Annotated in this window: 3 protein-coding genes; all 3 read right to left on the bottom strand. The window is 76.0% G+C overall.

The window, feature by feature from the left end:
• Positions 1 to 12: 12 nt before the first annotated feature.
• Positions 13 to 750 carry an SDR family NAD(P)-dependent oxidoreductase gene (locus HMPREF0731_RS13165; RefSeq protein WP_007004643.1) on the bottom strand — a complete coding sequence of 246 codons (738 nt, stop codon included), beginning with the start codon at positions 748 to 750 and terminating at the stop codon, positions 13 to 15.
• Positions 751 to 825: 75 nt separating this feature from the next.
• Positions 826 to 1,149, bottom strand: coding sequence for a DUF2218 domain-containing protein (locus HMPREF0731_RS13160; RefSeq protein WP_007004642.1), 324 nt, complete (start codon positions 1,147 to 1,149; stop codon positions 826 to 828).
• 28 nt (positions 1,150 to 1,177) lie between these two features.
• Positions 1,178 to 2,216, bottom strand: a 1,039-nt coding sequence (locus tag HMPREF0731_RS13155) for an ABC transporter substrate-binding protein (protein WP_007004641.1), incomplete at its 5' end; no start/stop codon positions are given.

The following is a 2,216-nucleotide window of genomic DNA, read 5'->3' as shown; positions in this document are numbered from 1 at the left end:
CCAGGCGCTCACTCAGGTCTGCGTGCCGCCATTCACCTGCAGCATCTGCCCGTTGACGAAGCCGCCCTGCCCGGAGGCCAGCAGGCGGGCCAGCGCCGCCACCTCCTCCGGCGTGCCACGCCGGCCGGCGGGGATGCGCGCCAGCAGCGCGGCGGGCGCCTGCGCCGGGTCCTGCCCATCGGGCGCGATCGGGCCGGGCGAGATGGCGTTGACGGTGACGCCACGGGCGCCGAACTCCTTGGCCAGCGCCTTGGTCAGCCCCCAGACCGCGTGCTTGGCGACCGAGACCGCCGCGTGCCCGTCATAGCCCTGGATGGCGTTCATGCCGGTGAGGTTGACGATGCGGCCCCAGCCGCGCTCCAGCATGCCCGGCAGGCAGTCCCGCGCCAGCCAGCGCGCCGCCTCCATGTCCACCGCCAGGACGCGGCGCCAGCTCTCCTCCGGCGTGTCGAGGAAGGGCAGGGCCGGGCGGATCGCCGCGTTGTTCACCAGCACGTCCACCCGGCCGAAGGCGGCCATGGCCTCGGCCACCAGCCGGGCGCACTCCGCCTCCTGGCCCACATCGGCCATCGCCACCAGGGCGGTGGCGCCGCGCGCGCGGGCGGCCTCCGCCACCGCCTCGCAGGCGGCGCGGTCGGTCGCGCCGTTCAGCACGACATCGAAGCCGTCCTCCGCCAGGCCGAGCGCGATGGCGCGGCCGATGTTGCGGCCGGAGCCGGTGATGAGCGCGACCTTGCGCGTCTGGGCCATGCTGCGTGTCCTCCCGCCGCAATGCCGCGGCGCGGCCAGCCTAGGCGGGCAGGGCGGGCGCGGCCAGCCGCCGGCTCAGGCGCCGTCGTGCCAGGCGAAGGCGAGCGGCGCCTCGCGGAAGGCGAAGCGGTCCAGGTGCCGCTCCACCGTGCCCTTGAGGCCGGCAAGCTGCGCCTCGGCGCTGGCGGTCAGGCGGCATTCCAGCGCCTCGGGGCCGGCCACCAGCAGCAGCACCGCCTCGCCTGGCCAGTCGGCGCCGCGCGCGTCGCGCGGGAAGACGACGCGGCCCTCGGTGGCGGTGAACTCCACCGCGAGGTTGTGGCTCCAGTGCTTGCAGAGCTGCTGCAGGTAGCGGCTGGCCTGGGTGGTGGGCACGCTGGCCCGGCTTTCGAACGGCATGGCATCTCTCCTGGAAAGGCGGGCCGCCTCAGCCCGCCGGGCGCAGGTCGGTCCAGTAGGCGCCCTGCATCGGCAGGGCGAGGAACCCGGCGTTGAGCGCGGCCACCGTCGCCGCCGGGTCGAGATCGGCGCAGCGTTCGGGATGGAACCAGCGCGCCAGCGCCTCCAGCATGGCGATATGGGCCGGGGTGTCGTTGAAGCCATGCCAGATGGCGTGCGCCCGCCCGGCCCGCACCGCCGGCAGGATGTCGAGCTTCTCCCGCCGCAGCACCTCGGCCAGGGCGCGCCGCGCCGGCGCCGCCTCCGCCCCGGCGCCGAGCGGGATGCCGCCGCGCCCGCCATAGGGCCCGCCGGTCGCCACATAGACCGCCGGGTCCTGGCTCAGGATGTATTCGAGCGAGAGCTGGCCGACATTCCCGGGCAGCGTGTCGGCGCCGAGATTGTGCCCGCCGGCGAAGCGGATCAGGGAGTCGAAGGCGCCGCGCCCCGGCGAGGAGCAGCAGGCCGTGCCGCCGGCATGGGCGTGCATCAGCACGCGCGGCCGGGCCTCCGGCGCCAGGCCGCCGAGCCGCTGCGCGATCCGCTCCAGCCGCGCGGCGTAGAAGCGGTCGAAGGCGGCGGCGCGCGCCTCCAGCCCCAGCAGCTGGCCGAGGATGGCCATGCTGCGCCGGGTGTCGCGGATCGGGTCGCTGAAGAAGTCGATCACCACCGCCGGGATGCCGGCGGCGGCCAGCCGCTCCAGCACCGTCTCCGTCTCGCCGCGCAGGGTGCTGCCGCTGACCAGCACGGCGTCGGGCTGTGCCGCCAGGATGGCCTCCAGCGACAGGCCGGCATTCTGGCCGGAGCGGGCGACCAGCGGGATGGCGTCGGCGGCGGGGAAGCGGGCGCGCAGCATGGCGTAGTCCGGCGGGTTGGCGCCGCGCAGGTCGTCGCCCCAGCCCACCACCAGCGAGACCGGGTCCGGGTGCAGCAGCCCCATCGCCAGCACGTGCCGCGCCTGTGCCAGCACCAGCCGCCGCGCCGGGCGGGGCAGGGTGACCTCGCGGCCGCGCAGGTCGGTGAGGCGG

It is taken from the genome of Pseudoroseomonas cervicalis ATCC 49957 (assembly GCF_000164635.1).
Classification (GTDB): Bacteria; Pseudomonadota; Alphaproteobacteria; order Acetobacterales; family Acetobacteraceae; genus Pseudoroseomonas; species Pseudoroseomonas cervicalis.
The sequence above is the reverse complement of the archived record's forward strand: the minus strand, read 5'-3'. Positions and strand labels throughout refer to the sequence as shown.

Excerpts from the sequence above, each read along its gene's own strand:
- HMPREF0731_RS13160 (WP_007004642.1), bottom strand. The coding sequence starts at position 1,149 with ATGCCGTTCGAAAGCCGGGCCAGCGTGCCCACCACCCAGGCCAGCCGC.
- HMPREF0731_RS13165 (WP_007004643.1), bottom strand. The coding sequence starts at position 750 with ATGGCCCAGACGCGCAAGGTCGCGCTCATCACCGGCTCCGGCCGCAAC.